The organism is Aquimarina litoralis (assembly GCF_039523995.1).
Classification (GTDB): Bacteria; Bacteroidota; Bacteroidia; order Flavobacteriales; family Flavobacteriaceae; genus Aquimarina; species Aquimarina litoralis.
In genome coordinates this window covers 372,018-398,083 of sequence record NZ_BAAAGE010000004.1, presented here as the reverse complement: position 1 = coordinate 398,083, position 26,066 = coordinate 372,018, and the positions used below count along the sequence as shown (strand labels likewise).

Here is a 26,066-nt window from a genome sequence, read left to right as displayed (position 1 = left end):
AACGCATAATTATGATTAAGAATTATATCAAAATAGCCTTTCGTAATTTATGGAAGAATAGAATTTTCACATCCTTTAATATTGTAGGATTGACACTAGCATTTGGGGCAGCATTGTTACTAACAATATATGCTGTTTTCGAATTGTCATTTGACCATTTTCACAAAAATGGAGATCAAATCTATATGGTATACTCAGAAGATAGCACGCCTAATGGCATAGAAGCCAATACTTCCAAATCAGAACCTTTTGCAGAAACTTTACAGAAAGAAATAAGCGGAGTTGAGAAAATAACACGTCGTACTGGTGGAAATTTATTATTAAGTTATGAGGATAAAGAATTGAGAATGAATGGTGCTTTTGTAGATCCGGACTTTTTCGATATCTTTAGTTTTCCCATCATTAAAGGGGATACACAAAACCCCATTACATCAGAATCTTCTATTGCCATTACAGAATTTGCTGCTAACCGAATATTTGGTGACAAAAATCCGATTGGACAAACGGTAACAATTCTTAGAGATGGAAAGCAAGTTCCATTTACTATTAGTTCTCTTATCGAAGACTTTCCTGATACAAGTTCCATAGGATTTGATATCGTATTAAACTTTAAAAGTCAAGGACAACATGCATATGAGAGAACTGTGGGTCGTTGGGATGTTGAAAACCATGAAGTATACATGAAATTAGCGCAAGGAATCACACCCGAGCAATTTGAAAACAGCACCAAAGATTTTACAAAACTACATTATAAAGATGCTATAGAAAGTGCAAAAAGAGATGGTATCCAACCGATTGTTAATGGGGAGTACATACAAATAAAATTATTATCATTTTTAGATAAAAAGTTTACCAATTTTGATCAAGGTCCTGCCAAAGTAAATCGAAAAATGCCATACATCGTTTTAGGTATTGCACTCCTCATTCTGTTTATAGCTTGTGTAAACTTTGTAAATATGAGTGTTTCCAAAAGTGATCAAAGACTTCGAGAAATTGGTATGCGAAAAACTCTTGGAGCCAACAAAAAGCAATTGTTTTTCCAATTTTGGGGAGAAAGCGTTCTTGTTTTTATAATTTCTATTATTCTAGGTATTGTAACTACCATTCTTCTACTTCCTCATTTTAAAGTACTTTTTAAAACCAAAGCAACCTTTGCTACCTTATTAGATCCTGCATCTATAGTTTTCTTACTATTGGCAATAGTCGGCATCACACTCATAGCGGGTGGATATCCTGCGATATTAATGAGTCGTTTGAATACCATACAAAGTTTAAAAGGTAAATTAAACGCTAACGGAAAAAACTATTTACGAAACGGTTTAATCGTGGCGCAATTTGGAATTGCTACGATATTAATATGCGGAACTCTTGTGGTTTGGGAACAAGTACAGTTCTTACGTAACAAGGATTTAGGATATAATAAAGAACAAGTAATTGCCTTCCCGTTAAATGGAAAGCGAAATGATCAACAGGCATTACAACTTTTGCGAAATGAATTAAAAGATCAGACAAACATTTTAAGCGTATCCGCATCCAATAATATCTTAGGTTTAGGTAAAGATGGATCTCGATCAACAAGTGTTCTTGGGTTTGATCATAATGGCGTCGGAGTTGAAACTCATATGCTCGTAGTTGATTCAGATTATATCAAAACTTTGGATTTGGAATTATTAGAAGGTAGAGCTTTCAGGAAAAATCTGGCAAGTGATAGCCTATCAGTCATTATCAATGAATCTATGGCAAGACAACTAAATGAAGATCAAATACTAAACGCTCAGTTAAACATAGATGATAAATTCTATTCTATAGTTGGAGTTATTAAAGATTTTAATTTTCAGAATTTGGATAGAAATATTGCACCGATGTCTCTTTTTGCGCTACCTGATTGGAATCTGAGAAACGTATATGTAAAAGTTGCTCCCCAGAATCTAGAAGCATCTTATGACATTGTAAAAAATGCTTGGGCTACTATAGAACCTAACGCAGAGTTTCAGGCTTCCTTCTTGAACGAAAATGTTGACAGAACTCTGAAAAGAGAACGCGATATGATCTCTATGATTAGTAGTGGTTCTTTATTGGCAATTATTTTAAGCTGTATTGGTCTTTTTGCGATGACCTTGCTTATTGTTGCAAAAAGAAAAAAGGAAATAGGCATTCGAAAAGTTGTTGGAGCAAATATTATAGCAATTACTATGCTTCTAACCAAAGACTTTTTAAAGTTAGTTTCTATTGCCTTTTTGATTGCTGCACCTATTGCCTGGTGGATGATGAGCAAGTGGTTACAAAACTACATCTATCGTATCGATTTGAATATAGTATTATTTCTTGGAGCTGGAGGTATTGTTTTATTAATTGCTTTACTTACAATATCCTTCCAAACGGTTAAAACTGCAACTGCAAATCCGGTGAATTCATTACGAACAGAATAATATCAATTTTTCTGCTCCAAAGCAGATCTAAAAGCAGACAATTATGATTAGGAATTATTTCAAAATAGCTTGGAGAAATATACAGAAACGAAAAGTGTTTTCCTTTATAAACATCTTAGGATTAGCGCTTGGGTTTGGATGTTCTATTTTAATATTTCTCTTTGTAAACTACCATTTACAATTCGATAATTTCCATAACAACTCTAATAGGATTTACAGAGTTGTCACGGAAGAACATCAAGATGCCATAGAATATGAAGCCAGTGTTCCTCCTGGTTTTGCAAGTGTATTCAGATCTGATTTTAATTATTCTGAAAAAGTAGCGAACATCTTTATTAGACAAGAATGGCAAATCGATGGAATGGATTCTAACACCAATCGTTTATTAGAAGATGTAGTTTTTGCGGAGCCAGATTTTTTTGAAATATTTAATTTTCCCCTACAAGAATCTCTTGGTACACATAATTTCGCAGCACCTAATGTTGCTTATATTACCGAGAGTTTTGCTAAGAAAATGTATGGGGATAGTACATCTCCACTAGGAAAAACATTTAGACTTCAGAATACAGAAACGATACAGGTTATAGGAGTACTTAATGATATTCCTACTAATTCTTCCGTACAAGGAGATGTATTTATATCCTATGAAAGTCTTAAAAATTATAGCCAATTTGCATATAGCAAGAGTTGGGGAGGTATCACAAACAGTTTACAGTGTTATACACTTTTAAGACCTAATCAAGATATTTCTCATATTGAGAAAACACTTATTTCCTTGGTTTCTAAATACAGACCAAAAAGTAAAAACGTACACAGATACAAGTTACAACCACTTGCTGATGTTCATTTAGAACAAAAATATGGTGGTATTAATGTGAGTCTCCTATGGATATTTTCTTTAATTGGAATATTTCTAATAGCAGTTGGCTGTATTAATTTTATTAATATTTCCACAGCACAAGCATTTTCTAGATCTAAGGAAATTGGAGTTAGAAAAGTACTTGGTGTAAGTAAAACCAAACTATTCTGGCAATTTATATTAGAAACTTTTTTAATAAGTCTATTCGCATTACTACTAGGAATTGGGATTTCTATTGGAGTATTACCCAAGTTCAATGAATTATTTGAATTGCAGTTAAGTATCCAATCTTTGCTTTCCTTTAAAGTAATAAGTTTTCTTATCACACTGTTACTATTAGTATCACTTTTGGCAGGTAGCTATCCAGGTATTTTAATGGCAAGAATTTTACCTACTCTAGCATTAAAAGGGAAACTTACTCAGAATGACACTGGTGGTAAGTTTACACGAAAAGTATTAGTAACTGCTCAATTTGCAATTTCCATTATGCTTATTGTAGCTACTATCGTAATCGGTAAACAAATCAATTTTGCAATTACTTCCGATCTAGGTTTTGATAAAGAAGCTATCGTAATGTTAGAAATTCCAGAAGAAATTGAACTATTAAAATTACAAGGACTAAAAAACAGATTAAATAGTATTTCTGGAGTATCAAATACTACGGCTTGTTTATCAAGTCCTGGAGCAGCAGAAAATGAATGGGGAACTAGTTTCCGATATCATAATAGACCCCAGTATGAAGAGTTCTCCATAGGCGCTAAACTTGCCGACGAGGATTATCTAAATACATTTAATTTAAAACTTATCGCCGGGCGTAATTTTTTCACCTCGGATTCTATAACAGAAGTTGTGGTAAATCAAAGAGTAGCAGATAAACTAGGACTCTCTTCCTATGAAGAATTAATAGGAAAACAAATAGAAGCCAATCGTGGCAGAGTAAAAGCTACCATCGTTGGCGTTATTGCTAATTTCCACAATCAAAACTTCTTAAGTGGTATTGGTCCTGTTTTTATAGCACCAGAAAAAACTGGTTATAGCGAACTAGCTGTTAAAATAGATGGTGCCGATATAAGTACTGCGTTGAAAGCTATCGAAAGTCGCTGGAAGCAAGTGTTTCCAAAATTTGTATATCAATATAAGTTTTTAGACGAGCGCATAGCGCAGCAATACATCGAAGAGCAACGTTTCTTATCAATGACCAAAATATTTTCTGGTCTTGCAATTTTTATAAGTTGTTTAGGGCTTTACGGACTTATTTCTTTCTTTATCGCACTAAAAACAAGAGAAATTGGAATAAGGAAAGTATTAGGAGGAAAAGTTAAGGATATCCTAGCTATTGTAATGCAGGATTTCTTCAAATTGATCTTATTAGCAGGCGCTATAGCATCGCCAATAGCCTGGTATTTTATGAATAACTGGTTACAAAATTATACGTATCGAACAGAAATAAACTGGTGGATTTTCGTAGTTGCTGTGGGATTACTATTAATTATCACTTTGCTTACCATTAGTTACAAAGCTATTAAAGCAGCCACTGCTAATCCGATCAAAAGTCTTAAAACAGAATAAATCAATCAACCTGTCCGCCTAAGGTGGATCCAATAACACACATCAAAAACGAACAATTATGATCACTAACTATATAAAAGTTGCTTTCCGAAGTTTATTAAAAAATAAAGGATATAGCTTTTTAAACATTTTTGGATTAGCTATCGGTATTACTTGTGCAAGCCTTATTTTTCTTTGGGTAGAAGATGAAGTAAGTTTTAATAAGGATTTTGCAAGACAAGATCATATCTATTATACACCTACCAATCAGAATTATGAAGAAGAATGGAGAACCTTCTACTCTACTCCAGGTCCTCTTGCTCAGGCAATGAAAGATGAAATCCCTGGAGTTATTAGAGCTACAAGATCTAGTTCTGAAGAACGACTTTTTACGGTTGGTGATCGTGCTATCAATAGAACTGGAAGATATGCAGACGCCGATTTTCTAGATATTTTTAGTTTAGAATTTATTGAAGGTTCTATAAAAGGAGCCTTTGAGAATCCAGAGGCCATAGTCGTTACCCAAGAAACAGCTGAACTGCTCTTTGGCAAAAACGAAAAAGTACTCGGAAAAACAGTAAAACTCAATAATAAAGACAATTACCTTATCACTGGAGTTGTAAAAAATTTACCAGAAAATGTTTCCTTTCCATTTGATTGGGTAGCTCCATTTGAGCGCTACAGAAATGGTGCTGAATGGATGACAGAATACGGTAGTAATTTCTCCGATACTTTTGTAGAGTTATCACCCGAAGCTAACGTAGCTGAAGTGGATGAAAAAGTTAAAGCTCTGATCCCTGCAAAAGACGCCGAAAGTGACACCTACGCCTTTTTACATCCTATGAAAGATTGGTATTTGCGTTCCAAATTTGAAGAAGGCAAAAAAGTTGGTGGAAAAATCACCTATGTACGTCTATTTTCTCTAATAGCGCTGATCATATTACTAATTGCTTGTATTAATTTTATGAACCTATCCACCGCTCGCAGCGAAAAGAGAGCAAATGAAGTAGGTGTTCGAAAAGCTATCGGTTCTAGTCGATCTCGTTTGATTATTCAATTTGTATCAGAATCTATGATGATGGCTTGTTTTGCGGCTATCATAAGTGTTATATTATTGGTGGTATTATTACCACAGTTTAATCTCCTGATTGATAAAAATCTTGTTCTTGGTTTATCTAAGCCTTCTCACATTGGTATATTATTAGTTATTACTGTAGTCTGTGGATTGTTTGCTGGTTTATATCCAGCTTTTTACCTATCCTCTTTTAGACCAGTAGAAGTTTTAAAAGGTATAAAAGTTAAAAGCGGATCCGCATCTTTTATAAGAAAAGGATTAGTGGTAGGACAGTTTACCATTTCTATTGTTTTTATCATCTGTACAATCATCGTATATCAACAAATTCAGCATGCTAAAAACAGAGAGCTTGGATACGATAAAGAACGATTGATTTCTATGCGCGTTAATGATGAAATTATTGACAAGTTTTCTGTAATTCAGCAAGATCTAATTAAAAGCGGATATATTCATAATGCTGCATTGTGTAATTCTCAAATATTATCAGGAGGTAATAATGGTTCTGGATTTACCTGGCAGGGAGGCGTTAATACCCAAGATGTTTTGCTATCCTTTAGAAACATCACAGCTAGTTTTTTTGAAACTACAGGCATGGAAATTGTCGAAGGTCGTGGTTTTGGTACCAACGTAGACGCCGATAGTACCAATGTGATGATTTCTCAATCACTAGCTAAACTAATGAAAACTGATAATCCAGTAGGTAAAAAGGTTAATAGAGGTGATGATTCTTACGAAATCATAGGAGTCGTTAAAGATTATATCTATGATGATATGTTTGATACCAGTGATCCTGTATTATTTATAAACAACCCAAATTTTGCAAGATATATGTATATCAAAACACAACAGGGCACTCCAATTGATCAGGCAATATCTGGAATTGGGGAAGTATTGAAAAAGCACAATCCTGCTTTCCCATTCGAATATACTTTTGTTGATGAAGCTTTTGATGCTAAATTTAAAAGTGAGCAACTTATTGGTGAGCTATCAAGGATCTTTGCTTTGTTGGCAATTTTTATATCCTGTTTAGGACTTTTTGGATTGGCAGCATATACTGCAGAACAGCGAAGCAAAGAAATCGGAGTACGAAAAGTATTGGGTGCCAGTGTAACTGGTATTGTAAAATTACTATCTAAAGATTTTCTAAAATTAGTCTGCATTGCCATTTTATTAGCAGTGCCCTTAGCTTGGTTCTTTATGAACAACTGGTTACAAGACTATGCTTATCGCATAGAAATTAACTGGATAGTATTTGTCATCGCAGGAATTGTCGCAATTCTCATTGCATTAGCAACTGTAAGTTTTCAGGCTGTTAAAGCGGCAATAGCCAATCCTATTAACAGTCTAAAAACCGAGTAATAAAAACATGGGTTATGATCAAGCATACTTTTTTAATCGCCCTTAGAAATCTAAGAAAGAATAAGATTAGTTTTCTAATCAATAGTATAGGACTATCTACTGGATTAGCCTGTGTGATGCTGATATTCCTTTGGATACAGGATGAACGAGATGTAGATGCTTTCCATAAAAATGAAGAAAACCTATATCAGGTAATGGGAAATTTTGAAGTAGAAAACAAGATCATAACCATGGACAATGCTTCTTTTTTACTAGGAGAATCTATAGTAAATGATTTTCCAGAAGTAATATCATCTACAGTGATCAATGCAGATTTTATAACACCAAAAGGAATATTTTCTGATGAAAACACACAACAATTAGGGCAAGGAATATTTGCTAGCCCTAATTTCTTTCAAAACTTTTCTTTTGAGCTTTTAATTGGTGAACCTTCATCTGTTTTAGCTAACAAGATCAATGTAGTACTATCGGAAGAATTAGCCACAAAACTGTTTACCACTCCAGAAAATGCCATAGGAAAAACATTAGATTGGGATTACAAATGGAGTGATGGTGCGAAAAAAGTAACTGTTCGGGTTTCTGGTGTATTTAAGGATTTACCAGATAACTCCACGCTACAATTTGATGCGGTCGTGCATTCAGATTTGCTTAAAGAAGCATCTCGATGGGTAGCAGATTGGAAAAGTGGATATGCCAAGATATTTCTGCTACTAAAAGAAGGTACTGATATCGATAATTTTAATGGTAAAATCTCGAAGTACCTTACGACCAAAGTAGATAACAGAGAAAAGTATACGCTTTTTATCCAAAAATTTTCAGATCGCTACCTAAAAGGAACTTATGAAGACGGGATACAAACTGGTGGTCGTATTATATATATCAGATTATTTGCCATCATTGCTTTTTTGATCTTACTGATAGCCTGTATCAACTTTATGAACTTATCAACGGCACAAGCTAGTAAACGTTTAAAGGAAATAGGTATTAAGAAAGTATTAGGTGGACGTCAGAAAGCATTGATCCTTCAATTTATTGGAGAATCTTTTGTACTTGCTTTTATTTCTCTGATAATAGCAATTGCCTTGGTGATTATAGTACTCCCCTATTTTAATCAGACTACCGCTAAAACTATAGAAATAACTATAAATCCCACGATTATAATTTCACTTATAGCATTGCTTTTCATAACAGGATTTTTAGCAGGTAGTTATCCAGCCTTCTATTTATCAAAATTTCAGCCTGTTTTTGTCTTAAAAGGAAAGTTATTAAAATCATTTGGAGATGCTTGGATTCGCAAAGGTCTTGTGGTATTTCAATTTACACTAGCTATCATCTTTATCATTGGCGTATTTATCGTTAATAATCAGATGCATTTTGTGATGCAAAAAAATCTTGGTTATGAACGAGATCACATTATTACTTTTCCTTATAACGGAGAAACGAACAAGTTAGAGACATTCATCAGTGAATTACAAAATATCACAGGTGTTCGATCTGTATCTTTTATGAACGGAAGTATTTTAGATGCTACAGATAGTCAAGGTGGTTTTAATTGGGGAGGTAATCCTTCGGATAAAAATATTATGTTTCAATCTCCTAGAGTTGGGTATGGGTTTACTGAAGTTATGGGTATCAAACTTTTAGAAGGAAGACGTTTTTCTAAAAAATCTAATGACGACTATACCAAAATTATTCTTAATGCTTCTGCTGCAAAACTTATGGGATTACAAAACCCAGTTGGAACAATAATAGATAAGAGCAATCAAAAAATGGAAATCATTGGCGTGGTGGATGATTTTCAATATGGGTCTTTACACAAAAAACTGGAGCCTTTGATTTTAAGATTTCGAGACTTTGGTTCTGATATCGTACTAAAATTAGATAGTACAACTTCTACGACTACATTAGATCAAATAAGTTCTTTGTATAATACATTTCAACCTGGTTACCCTTTTGAGTTTTCATTTCTAGACGTGGAATATCAGCAATTATATGAAGCCGAAAACAAAGTTGCTATCTTATCTAAGGTATTTACCCTTTTTGTAATTCTAATTTCTTGTTTAGGACTACTAGGGCTTACCATTTTTAATGCAGAACAAAGAAGAAAAGAAATAGGAGTTCGCAAAATTTTGGGTGCAAGTGTCTTAGGAATTGTAAAATTATTATCCAAAGACTTTCTCAAACTTGTCATCATCGCAATAGTAATCGCCATTCCAATTGGTTGGATACTTATGAATGAATGGTTACAAGATTTTGCTTACCATATACATATCAATTGGTGGATATTTCTAATTGCAGGATTGGTAGCAATTCTTATAGCATTTGCTACAATAAGTATTCAAGCTATTAAAACTGCACTATCCAATCCTATAAACAGCCTAAGAACAGAATAATAAAAACTAACATTATGATCCGGAATTATTTTAAAATAGCATGGAGAAACATCTTAAAAAACAAAGTGTTTTCTTTTATTAATGTTATTGGACTTACTATTGGTCTAAGTGCTTCTTTTGTAATAGGTCTTATGATTTATTATGATTATACTTTTGATGATTTTCACAAGGATGGAGATCGAATTTATCGAGTCGTCACAAATTTTAAAAATCCCGAAGGTGAGTTTTATAATTCTGGAGTTACCATAGCTTTAGAAGATGCTATTCTCGAAAATTCCAACTTTGAAATGGTAAATGGTTTTTACAGCGAAAGACCAGCAAAAGTAGAAAACAAAGAAAATGATCTTACACTGAAATGGCCCAACTTTGTGATTTTTGCAGAGCAAAATTATTTTGAAATGTTTCAGTATGAATTCTTAGCAGGGAATACAGATGATATATTATCACGACCTAATCAAGTTATTCTGACAAAGACAAGGGCCTTGGAGTATTTTCCAAAACTAAAACCTACTGAGATCATTGGTAAAACTTTGATCTATAATGACTCAATCCCTATCACTGTTTCTGGAGTAGTTGAAAATTTTGCAAGACGCACTGATTTAGTATTTCAGGAATTTATATCACGTCCTACCCTATTACAAACCCGACTTAGAGAGAACATTTTAGAAAAAAACTGGAATAGTACTAACTCCGCTTCACAGTTATATGTAAAGGTTAATAAGAATGCAAGTCTTGATCAAATTCAAAAAGATTTTGATGCGTTAGCCGCGGCACATATAGACGAAGAAGTAGCGCTCTATGGACAAACAAGACAATATGTTTTACAACCACTTAGAGAGATTCATTTTGATGATCGTTATGGTATCTATGATTGGACGCGCACTCAGGCAAGCAAATCTTTGCTACGTAATCTCGCATTAGTTGCATTGTTTCTTTTACTATTAGGATGTATTAATTTCATTAATCTCAATACAGCGCAAGCCACTCAACGCGCCAAAGAAATTGGAATTCGCAAAACGCTTGGGAGTTCTCGCAAACAAATTATTAGGCAATTTATGGGAGAAACCTTTATACTAGTGATGTTATCTGCGATCATTTCTATAGCATGCACTAGTTGGTTAATCAAGTTATTCTCAGACTTTGTCCCTGAAGATTTGGAATTCGAGCTTATAGGAACTCCAATAATCATATTTGGTATTGTGATCGTATTGATGGTAGTTACTTTCTTAGCTGGTTTTTATCCTGCCTTGGTACTATCTAAATTCAATACGGTTTCTGTTTTAAAAAATCATTTAGGTATTGGCGAAAAGAAAGTAGGACTTAGAAAGTTTCTAACTGTTTTTCAGTTTACCATAGCTCAGATTTTTATAATTGGGACCTTACTGGTGAGCAAACAAATTAATTATGTATTAAGTAAAGATATGGGCTTTAAAACCGAGGCCGTAGTATCCGTTTATAGTCCGCGTAGTGAGCGAGAGCTTTCTAAGAAAGAAATATATGCACAAAAACTAAAAGCAATACCGCAAATAAAAACCATTAGCCTTGGAGGAGTACCTCCAGCATCACGAAATACAAACATTTCTAACACTACGGTGCATAATGGAAAAACAGAAGTAAAATCTGAATTACACTTTATTTTTGGAGATACTGATTATCTAGATCTATTCGAGTTGCAGTTATTGGCTGGTCGTGTTTATAAGAATGATACGATACGAGAAATTGTCATTAATGAAACTGCTCGAAAAATATATGGTTTTGAAACTCCCGAAGAAGCGCTGGGAGCCATTGTGGATTTTGGAGACGAAAAAATTCCTATCGTAGGAGTGATGGGAGATTTTCATCAGCGCTCTTTAAAATCTGACATAAGTCCAATGGGGTTGATTGGAGATTGGTATAGACCAGATTTTAGTAGATTTCAGGCAGTACATATTGCTTTTCAAAACAACACCGAAGAAGGGCTAACGCCGGTACTTTCTAAAATTGAATCCGCTTATAAATCAGTTTATACAGAGATTGATGATTATCGTATCGAATTCATGGATGAAACTATTGCTAAGTTTTACAATAGAGAAAAGAACATTTCTAAATTGCTGAATTGGGCTACGGGCTTATCAATTTTAATAAGTTGTTTAGGATTGTTCGGACTCGTTATTTATACCACCAACAGACGTGTCAAAGAAATTGGAGTACGTAAAGTCCTAGGAGCATCTCTGCTGCAAATTAATACCATCCTATGCAAAGAATTTCTAGTATTGGTAGCTGTTGCTTTTGTTATCGCAGCGCCTATAGCATGGTATGGGATACATAATTGGCTAAATGATTTTGCTTATAGAACTAATATTAGTGTATGGATATTTCTTCTTGGTGGTAGTACGATGATCCTTTTAGCGCTAATGGTGATTAGTGCTAAAACCTTGCAAGCTGCTAATGCAAATCCAATTGATTCTTTACGATCAGAATAACAAGGGTTGTAAAGTGTTCGATTTTGAACAAAAAGTGTATCAAAATCGAACACTTTTTATTTTAAAAATAATTTTAAAACACTGATTTTCAGTGTTTTATTTTTTTGGCATCATCTTCACTATATACATACCAAATTCAACAATCAAAATAAAATCAACATCGTGATTAGAAATTATCTTAAAATAGCGTGGAGAAATCTCATTAAGAACAAAGGGATTACTTTTATTAACACCGTTGGGCTTTCGTTAGGAATATGTTGCTTTATTCTCATTGCACTATTTGTAACAGATGAAGTAAGTTATGATCGGTTTCACGAAAAAGCAGATCAAATTTATAGAATCAATTCTGATATCCTTTTTGGTGGTACCGAAATGCATATGGCTGTTAGTTCTGATCCGATGGGAGCTACGCTAAAAAAGGATTATCCCGAAGTAGAGGAATATACCCGAATATACGCTTCTGAAGGATCGAAACTAATCCGAAAAGGAACGGAACTTATTGATGAATATGCCATTGCCTATGTAGATTCAACTTTTTTTAATGTATTTACTTTTCCAGCTTTAAAAGGAAACCCAAAAACAGCATTGAAAGCACCTAATACGGTTGTATTATCTAAAAAAGCAGCAATAAAATATTTTAACGGTGTAGATACAGCTATTGGAGAAGCATTAGAAGTAAATAATACTTTGTATAAGGTTACCGCTATTATTGAAGACATGCCTAAAAACTCACATTTTCATCTAGATGTTTTACTATCTATGGCTAATGTGGATTATAACTTTGGAGATTACCTAAGCCATAATTTCCACACATATATTGTACTAAAAGAAGGTGCTGATTATAAAAAGTTTAATAACAATTTTAGAGAAGTAATTGCAAAATATTCCTTACCGCAGATATCTCAGTTTACTAATATTAAAAGTATAGAAGATATAGAAAGTTCTGGTAATAAATTAGAATATTCTTTAATTCCTCTTACTGATATTCACTTGCATTCAACTCAAAATATAGAACTCAGTACTAATGGTTCGATAAAGTATGTATACATTTTTTCTGCAGTAGCGCTGTTTATTCTACTTATTGCGTGTACCAATTTTATGAATCTTACTACAGCTAGATCTTCTGGTAGAGCAAAGGAAGTTGGTATTCGTAAAGTATTAGGTACAGAGAAAAAATCTTTGGTATTACAGTTTTTAAGCGAATCTACACTGATCGTAGTACTAGCGCATAGTATCGCTATTATATTTGTGTTTCTTTCTTTGGAGTGGTTTAATAACGTCTCTGGCAAGGAAATTTCAATAAAAGCATTACTACAACCACAATTTCTGATTTTCCTGATTCTATTACCTTTTGTAGTAGGACCTCTTGCAGGTATTTATCCAGCATTTTTCCTTTCTAAATTTCAACCGATAAGTGTATTAAAAGGAACTCTATCTAAAGGAGGTAATAAAAACAGCCTGAGAAATTTCTTGGTTATTTTTCAGTTCACCACCTCTATTATATTGATCATCGGTACCATTGTTGTCTACCAACAATTAAATCATATCCAGACAACAGATGTAGGGTTTAACAAGGATCAAGTACTGATCGTAGATAATTCCGGATTAACGAACGAAACAAGAAAGTCTTTAAAATCAGAAATAGAACAATTTCCAGAAGTAAAATCAGCATCATTTGCAGGATATATTCCGGTATCTCAATCTGCTAGATCGGATACCACCTTTAATACTGGGAGTGTAAACACAGCTGATAATGGTTTTAATATGCAGTATTGGAGAGCAGATTACGAATATATAGAAACGATGGGCATGGAACTTATTGCAGGTAGAAACTTCTCCCGTTCTTTTGGAACAGATTCCACAGCCATTATCATCAATGAAAAAGCGGTTGCTCTAACTGGTTTTGATGATCCAATCGGCAAGAAGCTTTATAAAACTATTGGTAAAGACGACAAGATTGTATACACGATTATCGGAGTAGTAAAAAACTTTAATTTCGAGTCTTTACGACAAGATGTTGGTCCTTTAAGTCTTAGACTAGGAGATAATAGTTGGAGAACTGCCTATCGATTTAATACAGCAGATGTAGAAGGTTTTATTAGCAAAATTCGTAATAAATATGAAGCTGTTTCTTCCGAACTATCATTTACCTATAGCTTTTTAGATGATTCCTATCTTGATATGTATCAACAAGAAAAAAGAATTGGAACAATTGCTTTAATTTTTACGGTACTTGCTGTGATTATAGCAGCTTTAGGATTGTTTGGATTAGCCACCTATATTGCAGAACAGCGCACCAAAGAAATTGGAATTCGTAAGGTTTTAGGAGCTTCTACAGCGATTATCGTAAAGATACTATCCAGAGATTTTATCAAACTAATTGTATTTGCCTTTTGCATCGCCACACCATTTGCATGGTGGTTCATGAGCAGTTGGCTAAGAGATTTTGCTTTTAGAATTCAACTAAATTGGTGGGTTTTTGGCCTTACAGGAATCATCACCCTGCTGATAGCCATTATTACCCTTAGCTTTCAGACGATTAGAGCAGCCGTCGCAAACCCTATTAAAAGTTTAAAAACAGAATAAAAAATAATATCATCATTTCAATCAAATAAAACGAACATTAAAAACTCATTCATCATGAAACATTTAAAATACTTATTAGCACTTGTAGCCTTAACCATCGCACAATTGTTAGCCGGACAAACAAAGAAAAACGTTGCTGATTTTGATAAAGTAATCATTAGCCCACACATTCAGGCAAAATTTGTAGAAAGTAACGAGCCCTCTGTAATCATAGAAGAAAGCACAGAACCAAACGATAAGATTAATATTGAAGTAAACGGAAAAACACTACGTGTATTTCTAGATGATGCCAAAGAAACCACAAAACATAAGGTTGTTGTAAAAAACGGTATCAAAAGAAAAATACCGATCTATAAAGGTAGAGTACTAACCATTACCGTAAATTATAAAGACCTAGAATCACTTTCTATTCGTGGCGAACAAGATGCTACCTGCGAAAGTAAATTGGATTCTGAATCTTTTAGACTAAAAGTTTTTGGGGAGTCTAGAATTACCTTAAACGAAGTAGATTTAAAATATTTAGATGCAGATATTTTTGGAGCTAGTACCTTAACAATCAAAAAAGGAAGTATCGAAAATCAAAAAATCACGGCTTTTGGAGAAAGTTTTTCAGATCTTATTGCAGTGAATAACAAGAACACTAAAATCAAAGCTTTTGGAGAAGCAGAATTTAAAATTAATTCTTCTAATCGTATTAAGCTTACTGCTTTTGGAGAAGCAAAACTATATTATAAAGGAGATGCTAGTATCCATAAGGGATTAAATATCGGAGAAGTAGAAATTTCTGAAATTCAATAATACCATGGTCACAAAAATGAATTCAATTTCCGAAAACTATGTCTGTCTGAGACATGAAAATTCCAGGGTTTTTAACACCATTAGGCCTAGACGTATCTCTCAGAAGACTTATAGAAAATTAAATTAATTAGTTTTTTATAGCAACGAAGCAAACAACATAGATAATCATCATCAAAAAATAATTATGATTTTACGACTTAACAACGCCTCTAGAGTAATTAGTTCCGGAGGAAAGAAAATAGCATTATTAGACAACATCGATTTAGAAGTAAAAGAAGGAGAGTTTATTTCTCTAATGGGACCATCAGGTTCTGGAAAATCTACTTTACTTAATTGCATTGGGATGTTAGATAGTTTTACTGCAGGGAATTACACCTTTTTAGACGAAGAGGTGCATACGCTAAAAGAAAAACAACGCTCTAAATTATATAAGGAGTATATAGGATTTGTTTTTCAGGCATATCATCTGATCGATGAGCTTAATGTGTATGAAAATATCGAAACTCCCCTACTCTATAAAAATGTAAAGTCGTCAGAACGTAAAGCTTTAGTAGCTGATATGCTGGACCGATTTAATATCGTAGGTAAAAAAGATCTGTTTCCAGCACAATTAAGTGGTGGTCAGCAGCAGCTGGTAGGGATTGCAAGAGCTTTGATCAGTAAACCAAAACTTATTTTGGCAGATGAACCTACTGGAAACCTCAACTCTAAACAAAGTACAGAAATCATGGAATTATTTTCTGAGTTAAACAAAGAAGGTGTAACAATTATACAAGCCACTCACTCAGAGAAAAACTCTTCCTATGGTTCTAGAATTATTAATTTATTAGACGGACGAATCGTCAGCGAATAATCCAACAATCACATGTCACTGAAATCAATTATTTATATCAGTGCTTTTCTTTTATCTTTTACAGGATTTACCCAAAGAAAAGACACTGAGAGGTACTCTCTTGACCAATGTATAGCCATGGCTTTAGAAAATAATCTAGATCTAAAGTATACTACACTGCGGGCCAATACTGCGCTCATCAATCATAGACAAGCAAAAGCAAATATACTCCCAAGCCTAAATGGCAATTACAATATCGGAGTAAATAATGGTAGAAGTATCGACCCCTTTACGAATGATTTTATCAATCAAGAGCTTACATTTTCTAATGCAAGATTAAACCTGGATGCAACAATTTTTAATGGTTTTAGGATATTGAATACCGTAAAACAGCAACGTTATAATCGATTAGCTTCTGAAATGGAAATCGAAGAAGCCAAGCAAACGCTGATTCTTAATGTAACATTGGCGTATCTGCAGGTACTCAACCAAACCGATGTATTAACATTAGCGAAAGATCGATTGATTGTTACCAATAAACAATTAAAACAACAAGAAGATCTATATAACGAAGAGTTTGGAAATCCAGCGGATTTCGCAGATATCAAAGGACAAAAAACCATTGACGAAACCAATATTCTAATAGCAGAAAGTAGCTTAAACAACGCAAAACTAAGTCTAGCACAATTACTCAATACAGATGCTGATATTACGGCTGATAAGGCATCTATCCTCTTGGATTTTAAAGAGTATACGCTAAGTTCTGAAGATGTATTTAAAGATGCCATGCAAAACCTAGCCACATTTAAAGCACAAGAACTAAGAGTGAAAGCTGCCAAAAAAGGAGTTCAGGTGGCAAGAGCACAATACATACCAGAGATCTCATTCTTTGGTCAGATTAACACCAATTATTCTAGTGTGGCAGAAACTTTTACCGAAACTGGATCTGAAATTATAGAAACTGGCGATTTTGTAACAGTTAATAACGAACAGCTTTCTGTATTTACGGATCGAACGCAGTTTAGAGGAGAAAGTATTGACTACTTAGATCAGTTTGATAACAACCTTAATACCGTAGTAGGGATTGCCGTAGATATTCCACTTTTTAATGGATTTAGAGCAAAAAACAATGTGGCGTTGGAAAAAATTAGAGCTGAAGAATCACTCATCGAATTAGAACGAACATCACAACAAGTAAAAAACGCAATTGATCAAGTACATTTTGATATGCAAACCGCCTATGATCGCTATCAAAGTTTACAGAACCAGGTAGCTGCTTTCGAAGAATCCTATCGTGTAAATGAAATACGATTTAATAATGGTGTATCTAATTTTATCGCTTATATCACTAGTAAGAATAATCTCGACAATGCCAGAACCAATCTTACCAATGCACAATACGAATATTTATTACGTGTAAAAGTGTTAGAGTTTTATCGTGGAAATACATTGTAAATGTGGTGAACTTTTTAAAATTTATGTCAGTAAGACTAGAGAATTAAATTTATATAAGAACAACAAAAACCAGCTATAGTATTACGGCTGGTTTTTAGCTTTTAAAGAATCTCGGATTGCAAATGAGAGGTAGTATTAAGTTTAATAAAGTTCAATTTCTAAATCTTGATTAACTATTTGTTGTATAAAATTGGTATCAAAATTATTCTCGCTAATGTGCTTTATAAAATCATCAGGTAACTTTATTTTATGATCAATAATATAATGTTTCATCTATTCTGGCCAAACCCAACTCCCATCAGTATAATAATTTATAGATCCTGCTATTTTTCCGCAAATCTCACATCGCCTCTTACTTGATACAGAAGAAACTTTTCCGCCTTTTTCCAAGTAATTGATCACTTCAACAGTATCATAGTTTTGTTTCTTAATTAAATCTGGTGTAACCAAATCAGCATCCGTAAAAATATAATTCAAAATGTCTTTTAATTTATGTACTTGCTTCATTAAATAGTGTTTTATAATAGGATACCAAGGATTTGTAATTTTTGCAACAATCAACATTATAGAAGGTCTGACATGATTATATTTAACTAAGATCTTTAACATCTTTTGATAATAATCCATCAGCATAATGCAATCGTAAAAATAACTTTCCTAAAAGTAAATATAGACTTGTTAGCACATTTTTATCTTTAAAGATTGGTTTTCCTGTAAACACAATCGGATACAAAATTTTACTTTTAAATTGATCAACCTCGTGTCCAAAATACTCAGAAGTTGCAGAAGACAAATCAATTCCAAATCTAATATCTAACTCCTCTACAGTCTTTCTTTCAATATCATCTGTATATAAAAAGTACTTTTCATTTATTTTAGAGATAATTATAATAATAGCATATTCGTCATCAAGAAACATCCCAAATTTCACCCCTATAACTTTGATATCATCTATAAGTAGTTCAAATCCACGCTGTCGAAAAAAAATTGAATTCCCATTTAACGTTCCTTTGAAAACTAAATTATTTTCTATAATTCTTGCCTTAGACATGTATTATAAGAAATCCTTAAGATCCTGATGATGATTTTTTAAGCTTCGCTCTCCAACGTTGTTTTACTTTAGTATAGGTATACTCTTCTAATTCATATAGCTCTTGATCCACTTTTAGTAACCAATCACTACTAGGTCCAGTCAACGTACCATTAAATGTTTCTTGATCATACTTCCTTTGATATGCCTTGCATTCTTTCCAATAAGTAGTATATACATTTTGATAAGCATTAAAGTCTTTAATCTTTTTTTCTTTTAGCTCTTCAAAAGCTTTTCTCATTTTTCTGGCAAACAGTTCTCCTATATTAAAATGATTCTGTTCATGAGCCAATAACTGTTTGTCATTTTTTTTGCCTAGCCAAGACTTATTCTTATAAAAATAGGTAGCAAGATTCATTTTTAGAAAATTGGCTATCTGGTTATTTTCGTCTACCAAAACTTCTTTTGGTAAGATCTCAATTTTATAGGTAGTTAATCCATTCCTAGTATCATATGGATCTACTTCTTTTACGATTCTAAAATCTTCTGGCTCTAAAAACACTCCTTTTTCCCAAAGAATGATATCATCTCCAACCTTAATATCTTTTTGACCAAGCATTATCATTGGAAATAACAATACTATATATTGTATTTTATTCATGCACATTTCTTTTTGTTTTTCAAACCACCCTTATTCCTCTATTAAAATATGATTATTACTTTTTATCCAAGCTTTCAAATGCTTACTCATAACATTAATAAACAAGTATAAAAGAAAGTAAAACTTAATTATCAGTTGCAAATTAGGTATATACTTTTTGTAACGGTAAACTTTCAAAAACTTTCCGCGTCATATCTATGTATCATTATCGTCACTTATGTTACCTCTATTTTTTGTTTTTTTTATACATTTTTTTAAAAAACCATTTTTTAATAGGTTAGTAAGGTATACCCATAGAAATAAAATCATCCATAAATTCGCAAAAAATTGATAAAAGTACTTACTAAAAGTAAGCGATATCTAAATCTAATTTGGTAATTGAGCCTACGAAAGTTTTGGTGCTAACCATAAATATCCTAGACAGCAAACTAAAAACACATATAATCCAATAGGATTTACGGGTGCTACGGGAGAAATTGTTTTGGGATCTTTGGATAGAGAACTTTCGAAATTCCCTTGGTTAGCCTGAATTCGATTATACTTACTATTGGATTGCCATGTCGTAGTATCTGTTACGTAGTAATTGAGGACAGTAGTTGTATCTTGTGATGTTCTAATATGATTCCATCCCGTTGTTTTCGGATAGGTTTTTCCTTTCCATAAGTTAGGAATGTCAATATTTCTTGCCATCGCAATTTGATACCCGTTCTCAGTGATTACGTCAGGATTTGGCATCGAAGTTCTTAAAGTAAATTCATAAGGTTCATCCTTACGGACAGGTATCGCACCACCATCCCAATTGATCGTTTTACTATCTTTTTTACCAATTTTATTGATAATATCTGACCATATTCTTTGGTAAGTGGCACTTTTCCCATCTAACAAGAGTTCATAGGTTTCTTTTAATAAAGTAGTACCTACTTTACCCTTACCTATATGTTTGCATCCAGAAATCACGGATTCATTAGCATCAATATGAATAGGTTGAAGCATTAATCTTTGTTCTATTGTAAATGGATACTTACTCACCTTTGCACTGGTTTCACTATATAAATGAACTTCTGAAGTTTTTTCTCTGTTTACATCAAAAGCCAACAAGCTATTGTTTGTCCTAAAAAGACTCTCATCTGGTTGTATAAAAAGCCCTAATCCCTTAGTTCGTATTGCGGTTTCTAAAGCTACTCTCGAATTCTTACTAAGACTCTTAGTAGTAAGAGCATCCAAAATCACTAAATCATAACGTGCTAGATTTTTTTCTGTAAAAGCTCCTATCGGAATCCGATCTGTATTAAAATATTCAAACTTATATTTACCTTTTGTGATTTTAGTTTTTACTAAAACTTTATTCCCTTTTTCACTTAGGTAGTTTTTGAGATATTTCGTTTCGAAGGTTGGAAAATCATTTACGATCAGTATTCTTAGACTTTTACGTTTTGCAACTTGAATAGGTATAGGATCTTTAGCAAGTAAAGTCCCTAAGGAATCTTTCTCGGTAATTTTATAAGTATAGTTTCCAGCTATTTTTAGGGTAGCAGATAACTGAAATTTCCAGTTTTTATCAGTTTGTAATGTTACAGAATCTATTACATCACCCGATGGTTCTTCTAAAAATAATTGAGTTCCTTTTTTAGCATCGTTATAAATCCCTTTGAATACTAGCTGTTCTCCGATGGTAGCTTTATGATTATAGGTATACTTTATAATTCCAGAAGGTGCAGTACCATTGATATAAGTAACGTTCTGATCTTTTAACTGCCAAAAATCATAGGATGCTAACCCATTCCCAATCACAAAAATAGTATCTGAAGTGTACATTCCTTTCAGAATCGTTTGGTTTTCTTGATAAGTAATTGTGGTTATATTTCTATATTGATTTTTTAAACTATCTAACGTGCTTTTCTTATAATCATCTGTAAGAATAACTACTTTGGGGTTTTTGCGATGTATGGGTAATGCAGGTTGTAATGCAAGTATTCCCATCGTAAGAATTGCTAAAGAAGCTACGAGACTACGAATCCAAAACTTTGGTTTTGAAAAATGATCCCATTCTTTCCAAATAAAGATACCCAAAATGACGAGACAGCAAATTGCAATAGGTATTATCCAATGGTTATGTAAAAAGGTAATCTCGTTATTCATTAATTTCAAGTTCTTTTAACAATAACTCATTGATTTCACTTAACGGTTGCTCTCTTTTAAAAGCATTTGGAAGCATTGCAGGAAGTGCCTGTAATAATCCTTGCTGCAATTCGATCAAGGCTTCATAAGGAATCTCTACATCCTCTGATATCCATTTTAATTGCTGCAATGTTGTTAGATATTTTCCAGGCTTTTCAATTGCTTTTATTGCCAACTCATTTGCTGCTTCTCTAAAGAGTTGCTTATCGGTTTCGGCAACTTCTACTTTTTCTCTTGCAGTGATTAATGTTTGTAATCTGTTTAATGCTAACCGTATGGATTTATAAGTATCTTCTTCAGTTATATCAGCTGTTTTTCTAAACCCATGTACTTTATCAATTTCTCCCGTTAATCTCTTCTCTTCTTTTATAGGTGGAGGATCAAATCCTATACGATGTACATAAATACGAGCACTATTCTTTATTTCCTGAATAAGCTTTAAAGCTCTATACTGATATGGTAATGACTTTTCCGGTTTATATAACCGTAGATATAGTTCGGCATCCCACATTTCATTAAGTGCTTGCCGTAATTTACTTTTTAACGATTGTGTAAACAAAGTGGATTCTTCTGGGTCATCATGATTATGTAGATACTCTTCTAAAGGGTCTTTCTTTTTTTCTTCTTCTTCCGGAACAAGATTATGCTCATTCTCATGATCATGTTTATGTGTGTATTTCGCTAAAGGATCTTCTTCTTCGTCATGACCGCCATGTTCATCGTGATCGCGATCATGATCATGTTCTTCTTCATGATCGTGATCATCCCCATCTCCCTCGGCTGCATGAACTTCTTCGGTTTCGTCTCCCATAAACTCAGCATACTTAATTCGCAATACTTTTTGATCAAAACCTAACTCATTACTTCTTGACTTATATTCTTTGGCAGATAGTTTCGATTTATCTTTCAGTAATTTTTCGGTATCTATAATAAGCTGTCGCTGGCTTCTGAAATAATCTGGCATCAAGTCTACTCCCATAGTTCCTTCTACTGCAAATGTATCAGAAATGGTATCTTTAATCGCAGCAAAATAGGTTTCGCTACGTGAAACATTCTTTTGAGGTTGTTTTTGGTCTATAGCTTCTACATAAAAATATAATTCATCACCAGGTTCCATTTTCATCTTATCCAAATCAATTTCTTTAGATAAGTCCAAATCTTTACTTCCTATTTGTAGATTACTAAACTTTAATTTTTCTTCCCTAAATTTAACAGACTCCCCAGAACCTTTACTTACCGTAGCAATAATGTAGGCGTCTCCTATTCCAAAATCATCTGTAATCTTGGTTCTAAACGCTAGCTTCTTATCTTCCTTATATTCAAAAGATGTGAACTGTTTAATTCCTAGAATTTGTGTCTCTGGACTCTTATCTTTTATAACTTCTATGGGATATAATTTAGAAACATGAACTTTATCGTCTAAGTCAATAAACTTAAAATTATAAAAGCCTGAACTACTCATTTCTGAACCACCAAAATAAATTCCATCAGTGAATTTCATTGCATAGCTATTTCCAGCACTTTCTACAAAAGCTTCCTTAATTTCTTCATCAAATTCTAGTCGCCATGTTACTTTAGTACCTTCTACCACTTTAATATCCATATCGGAAGTGATCACAGACTTTATTCTCGTATATGCCGGATATTTAATTTCTAATTCTTGTTTTATCAACTTCGGAGGAGCAGTTATTGCGATACTGCTATCCGTTGCTATAAAAACAATTTCATCTGACACATTTTGTGGTGATACTGGATTTTGAGAAAAGGGAAATATGCCAATAGTATTTAAAAATAATCCTATTCCCAGACATAATGCAAAAAACAAGACACTCCATTTGAGATGGCTAGGTGGTTGTATTGTTTTATATTTTTCAACCAGAATATTACCTGCTCTATTTTGTTGTATCCTGGCCAATCCGGATAATTCATTTTCTGGAACTAGTATAAGACCTGTACTATACTCGATCGCATCCAAATGTTGATCCATATAACTGGCAGCGCTTTTTAAAGAGGGCTTCCATGGTTTTGTAAAGATTAGTAGTACTCCTGCAATAAGGCTAGCTATTAAAACTGCCAGCAATATTTTTGAAAACAATGCGTATATAAGTATCGAAGTACCCAATCCATACAAAAGAGTCTCTAACCAAAGTAGCACTTGCCATTTTCGTTTAAAACCTACTAATATGTTATATCCTGAGCTCACTACTGTTTTCTATATTTTGCTATACAACGTTCTGCTATTAACAATGTTCCAAATACCAACCACAACCATTTAGAAATATCTAAAAGCGCAAACTGTTTTTTTATCGTCTGTTTTGAAGTCACTAGTGTTGTTATTTCAGAAACTTCTATAACCCGATTATCATGTTCTATTATATCATTTTTTATATCCTGATAATCATCTAACACATCTAAAAGCTGTTCTGAAAAATGTTGATCTATACTGCGCTCTACGGTAAGTAGTTCTGTAAGATAAAACACCTTAGATGCACCAGTAGTTTCTATACTTCTTTTTGCATATTCATCGGGTTTCAACACCAATAACTTTGAATTGGTATTAGGTGAAGGATCTGTAGACAACCAAATAATAAGGTCAAAACCTGTAATGGTATCTTTAGTATTTGTAAACTCTTTTATTTCAATGGTTCTATCCGTATACTTCGCTATAGCCTGTAATGAAGCTTTTATCAATCTTTTTTGATCTAAGAGACTTTCATCATAAAACAAGGCTACTTTTTTAACACTAAAATTAGAAACAGGAACTCGTTGTTGCAGATCATTTTTTGTAAAAACTATACTATCACTATTTTTTGAAAACTCAAGGTTTTTATTTGATACCTTTTCTTTTGCAAAAGTTAATTGGTCTGAGTTACTACGTAACATAAGTACTTGAGTAGTATCTTCCTTTCTAATAGCTCTAAGAGCATACTTATTGGATTCTTTTCTATCAATAGAAATCCAATTAATGTTTTTATGAATCGTTGGTCTAGCACCTTTAAGTCCAGATATGAAAGCACTGTTAAATACTACTACGCTATCTGTTTTTAAATTTTCCATTTCTTTGGCTAATTGCCAATAATTAGGAGTGCTTTTTTGATCTAAATCTAATTGATCTTTGTCTATCAGAGGAAAGGCACTAGCCAATAACCTTAGCGACTCTCCTTCATCTATCGTATCTAAGATATTCAATACACGATCATGTTTTAGTAGAGAAGGTTCAAAAAGATAGGTAATAGGTACTGTTGTTTCTTTTTTATTAATTCGTATTCCGGAAATAAGTAATACAAGTACACCCAATAGTAACATTCTTAGCATCAATAAAAAGATCTCATTCAGTTGAATGCTTTTAGATTGTTTAGAATCTGATTCACTTAATAATTTAGTACTACCTACTTTTATTGTTTTTCCTTCTCTCTTACTCCAAAAATGGATTACTATTGGGATGATAAGTCCCAACAATGACCATAGATATGTAGGATATAAAAAAGACATCTCAGACTAGTTTATTTCGTTTTTTAAGGAATAAGCGAAGGGTCTCTTCAATAGGTTGATTCAGTTCACATAAATGATAATCAACATCATCCTTTAGCAAGGTGTTTTTTGCCTTTTTAATCATCTCTTCTAATGACGCTAAATACTGCTTTTTAGCAGTTTTAGTATCTATCTTAAGCTTGGCACCTGTCTCTAAATCTTCAAAAGTAACTGTCCCTTTGTAGTTAAAAGTAAGCTCGTTTTCTCCCATCAAATGCAATACAACCACTTCATTCTTAGGAGTCTTAAGTCTTTTTATAAAATTGGTTAATTCTTCTGTATGTTCGTAGAGATCTGTAATAAAAAAAATTAATTCCTTTTGATTTCTATTATGAAGACTTTTAGAAGTATTCAAATTCTCAGGCCATTTCCCTTTGTTTTCTATCTGGGTAAGTTCTAACAAAAATCGATTGTAGTGCTGTTTTTGAATTCTAGGATATAAGTCATACAATTGATCTTCATTTAAACCAAACAATCCAATAGCATCACCTTGGTTTTGACACAGATATCCCAAGGAAGCAACTAATACTCTTGCAAAATCCATTTTAGAAAAGGTATGCTCGGTATGCAACATGGATGCACTTGCATCTATAATAAAGTTAACAGAAATATTGGTTTCTATTTCCGATTGCTTGATATAATATCTACCTGATCTGGCTAGCATTTTCCAATCTAACAGCCTTAAATCATCTCCTGGTTCGTAATTTCGAAACTGATTAAATTCCATTCCGGTTCCTACGTTACGACTTCGGGTTAATCCGGATAAATATCCATCTACAATAATACGCGCTATAAGAGACAAGCCAGATACACTTTTGATCAATTCTGGTTTTAGTAATTGATGATAATCTTGTCTCACAGCTACTTATA

General features: G+C 33.2%; 16 protein-coding genes. 9 read left to right on the top strand and 7 right to left on the bottom strand.

The genetic code is table 11. From position 1 onward, the window contains the following. The first annotated feature begins 11 nt into the window (after nt 1-11). From ABD077_RS20670 to ABD077_RS20630, 9 genes are all read left to right on the top strand, one after another. A complete protein-coding gene (locus ABD077_RS20670) occupies nt 12-2,429 on the top strand; it encodes an FtsX-like permease family protein (protein WP_343914125.1) in 2,418 nt (805 codons plus the stop codon). Between the two features lie 43 nt (nt 2,430-2,472). After that, the gene (locus ABD077_RS20665; RefSeq protein WP_343914124.1) at nt 2,473-4,857 is read left to right on the top strand and encodes an ABC transporter permease; all 2,385 of its coding nucleotides are present in this window, start codon (nt 2,473-2,475) and stop codon (nt 4,855-4,857) included. A gap of 58 nt (nt 4,858-4,915) precedes the next feature. Further along, on the top strand, nt 4,916-7,270 hold the full coding sequence (locus ABD077_RS20660) for an ABC transporter permease (RefSeq protein WP_343914123.1): 2,355 nt from the start codon (nt 4,916-4,918) through the stop codon (nt 7,268-7,270). Nucleotides 7,271-7,284: 14 nt separating this feature from the next. Continuing rightward, a complete protein-coding gene (locus ABD077_RS20655; protein ID WP_343914122.1) occupies nt 7,285-9,663 on the top strand; it encodes an ABC transporter permease in 2,379 nt (792 codons plus the stop codon). Between the two features lie 14 nt (nt 9,664-9,677). Next, nucleotides 9,678-12,125, top strand: a complete 2,448-nt coding sequence (locus tag ABD077_RS20650; RefSeq protein WP_343914121.1) for an ABC transporter permease — start codon at nt 9,678-9,680, stop codon at nt 12,123-12,125. A 162-nt stretch (nt 12,126-12,287) separates the two neighbouring features. Further along, entirely contained in the window at nt 12,288-14,711 is a 2,424-nt protein-coding gene (locus ABD077_RS20645; RefSeq protein ID WP_343914120.1) for an ABC transporter permease, read from the top strand. A gap of 54 nt (nt 14,712-14,765) precedes the next feature. Then, nucleotides 14,766-15,509: a GIN domain-containing protein gene (locus ABD077_RS20640; RefSeq protein WP_343914119.1), complete on the top strand. Its 744-nt coding sequence runs from the start codon at nt 14,766-14,768 to the stop codon at nt 15,507-15,509. Between the two features lie 184 nt (nt 15,510-15,693). Then, complete coding sequence (locus ABD077_RS20635; protein ID WP_343914118.1) at nt 15,694-16,362, top strand: ABC transporter ATP-binding protein; 669 nt, start codon at nt 15,694-15,696, stop codon at nt 16,360-16,362. A gap of 12 nt (nt 16,363-16,374) precedes the next feature. Further along, complete coding sequence (locus ABD077_RS20630; protein ID WP_343914117.1) at nt 16,375-17,796, top strand: TolC family protein; 1,422 nt, start codon at nt 16,375-16,377, stop codon at nt 17,794-17,796. A gap of 273 nt (nt 17,797-18,069) precedes the next feature. On the opposite strand, the gene ABD077_RS20625 is transcribed toward ABD077_RS20630, so the two are convergent. The 7 genes from ABD077_RS20625 to ABD077_RS20595 form a co-directional block, all read right to left on the bottom strand. Next, complete coding sequence (locus ABD077_RS20625) at nt 18,070-18,303, bottom strand: hypothetical protein (RefSeq protein ID WP_343914116.1); 234 nt, start codon at nt 18,301-18,303, stop codon at nt 18,070-18,072. An 82-nt stretch (nt 18,304-18,385) separates the two neighbouring features. Beyond that, nucleotides 18,386-18,847, bottom strand: coding sequence for a hypothetical protein (locus tag ABD077_RS20620; RefSeq protein ID WP_343914115.1), 462 nt, complete (start codon nt 18,845-18,847; stop codon nt 18,386-18,388). A 16-nt stretch (nt 18,848-18,863) separates the two neighbouring features. After that, a complete protein-coding gene (locus ABD077_RS20615; protein WP_343914114.1) occupies nt 18,864-19,487 on the bottom strand; it encodes a DUF922 domain-containing protein in 624 nt (207 codons plus the stop codon). A 384-nt stretch (nt 19,488-19,871) separates the two neighbouring features. Continuing rightward, on the bottom strand, nt 19,872-21,626 hold the full coding sequence (locus tag ABD077_RS20610) for a hypothetical protein (protein WP_343914113.1): 1,755 nt from the start codon (nt 21,624-21,626) through the stop codon (nt 19,872-19,874). After that, nucleotides 21,619-23,868, bottom strand: a complete 2,250-nt coding sequence (locus tag ABD077_RS20605; protein WP_343914112.1) for a tryptophan-rich sensory protein — start codon at nt 23,866-23,868, stop codon at nt 21,619-21,621. Before ABD077_RS20605 ends, ABD077_RS20610 begins: the two co-directional genes overlap by 8 nt. Further along, nucleotides 23,868-25,157 (bottom strand): BatA domain-containing protein, encoded by a 1,290-nt coding sequence (locus tag ABD077_RS20600; protein WP_343914111.1) that lies wholly within the window; start codon nt 25,155-25,157, stop codon nt 23,868-23,870. The genes ABD077_RS20605 and ABD077_RS20600 overlap by 1 nt, the downstream gene beginning before the upstream one ends. A 1-nt stretch (nt 25,158) precedes the next feature. After that, nucleotides 25,159-26,055, bottom strand: coding sequence for a DUF58 domain-containing protein (locus ABD077_RS20595; protein WP_343914110.1), 897 nt, complete (start codon nt 26,053-26,055; stop codon nt 25,159-25,161). Nucleotides 26,056-26,066: the final 11 nt, after the last annotated feature.

Excerpts from the sequence above, each read along its gene's own strand:
- ABD077_RS20640 (WP_343914119.1), top strand. The coding sequence starts at position 14,766 with ATGAAACATTTAAAATACTTATTAGCACTTGTAGCCTTAACCATCGCA.
- ABD077_RS20665 (WP_343914124.1), top strand. The coding sequence starts at position 2,473 with ATGATTAGGAATTATTTCAAAATAGCTTGGAGAAATATACAGAAACGA.
- ABD077_RS20630 (WP_343914117.1), top strand. The coding sequence starts at position 16,375 with ATGTCACTGAAATCAATTATTTATATCAGTGCTTTTCTTTTATCTTTT.
- ABD077_RS20625 (WP_343914116.1), bottom strand. The coding sequence starts at position 18,303 with ATGAAGCAAGTACATAAATTAAAAGACATTTTGAATTATATTTTTACG.
- ABD077_RS20615 (WP_343914114.1), bottom strand. The coding sequence starts at position 19,487 with ATGAATAAAATACAATATATAGTATTGTTATTTCCAATGATAATGCTT.
- ABD077_RS20650 (WP_343914121.1), top strand. The coding sequence starts at position 9,678 with ATGATCCGGAATTATTTTAAAATAGCATGGAGAAACATCTTAAAAAAC.
- ABD077_RS20670 (WP_343914125.1), top strand. The coding sequence starts at position 12 with ATGATTAAGAATTATATCAAAATAGCCTTTCGTAATTTATGGAAGAAT.
- ABD077_RS20600 (WP_343914111.1), bottom strand. The coding sequence starts at position 25,157 with ATGTCTTTTTTATATCCTACATATCTATGGTCATTGTTGGGACTTATC.
- ABD077_RS20655 (WP_343914122.1), top strand. The coding sequence starts at position 7,285 with ATGATCAAGCATACTTTTTTAATCGCCCTTAGAAATCTAAGAAAGAAT.
- ABD077_RS20660 (WP_343914123.1), top strand. The coding sequence starts at position 4,916 with ATGATCACTAACTATATAAAAGTTGCTTTCCGAAGTTTATTAAAAAAT.
- ABD077_RS20620 (WP_343914115.1), bottom strand. The coding sequence starts at position 18,847 with ATGTCTAAGGCAAGAATTATAGAAAATAATTTAGTTTTCAAAGGAACG.
- ABD077_RS20610 (WP_343914113.1), bottom strand. The coding sequence starts at position 21,626 with ATGAATAACGAGATTACCTTTTTACATAACCATTGGATAATACCTATT.
- ABD077_RS20635 (WP_343914118.1), top strand. The coding sequence starts at position 15,694 with ATGATTTTACGACTTAACAACGCCTCTAGAGTAATTAGTTCCGGAGGA.